Here is a 1,065-nt window from a genome sequence, read left to right on the forward strand (position 1 = left end):
ATCTACAGCTGTTAATTTCTGAACTAATTGCGTTTGCAATCCACCGCAGTCTGTTAACGTATATGTTCTAGTTACGATGTATGGACTTGCTTTGCAGCCTGTTCCTCCGTTATTAGTTTCTGCAACTGTTACCGAAACGGTATTGTTACAGTTTCCTTTTACGTTTAATATTCCATTTACATTGGCTGCAGGAATATCGCCTATACACTGTACAGTAACATCTGCAGGTGCTGTACCTGTTGGTGCCACAGTATTGTCAATCGTATAAGTGTATACCCAGTCGTGAATGTGTCCTGCACAATCTGTAAAAGTATACGTATAAGTCTCTACTCCATTACAACTTGGAACAGCTGAAATAACCGGTGCTGAAGCTGTTAGGATATTACCGCAGTTGTCTTTTACTACTGGAACTACTGGTGCTTTAACTGCTGAAATACAAGCAACTGTTGTTCCTTGATCTGCAGGCATTACAAAATCGGCTCTTTGTAAAGTGAACGTTTGAGTGATCACTGTAGTGTTCAACACAGTATCTTCACCTAGATCACGTACTTTGTTGCCATTTAGATCTGCATATTCAGTTACGGTATACGTTCTGATGACATTTCCGTTACATGAAGGAGCTGCACCATTTGCAGCTGTAATTTCGATTACACCGCAAGGGATGTTTCCAATACTTCCGTCACCGTTTCCTAAAGCTTCAAACTCTGTTTTTGTCAAGTTTACTACTGTTGGCATTTGGTCATAACACGTTATTGTCGTCGCAGGGAATGTTGGTGCTGTAACTTCATATACACAGCAAATTGGTGCTGTATCTGCTACAACTACAGTATTACAAGCATAAGCATCTCTAACACTTACATTATAATTGGTTCCTGCTGTAATTGGGCCTGATGTCCAATTATTTCCAGACCATGTTCCTGGAGCACCTGTTCCTGTTACCGTATAGGGTGCTTGACCTTTTACTATAAAGTTCAAGACATAACCTGAACCGTCAGCTGCACAAAGCGTAGACTCTGTTCCGTTTAATGCTAGCAGTGAATTAACGGTAATGCTTCCGCTCAGGTT

The 1,065-nt window shown here is 40.9% G+C and carries 1 protein-coding gene; it reads right to left on the bottom strand.

Annotated features, from left to right (window positions below):
• A partial coding sequence (locus B0A75_RS20580; protein ID WP_165765153.1) for an HYR-like domain-containing protein occupies positions 1 to 1,065 on the bottom strand: 1,065 nt, incomplete at both ends.

The sequence above is a fragment of the Flavobacterium oncorhynchi genome (genome assembly GCF_002217355.1).
Taxonomy (GTDB): domain Bacteria; phylum Bacteroidota; class Bacteroidia; order Flavobacteriales; family Flavobacteriaceae; genus Flavobacterium; species Flavobacterium oncorhynchi.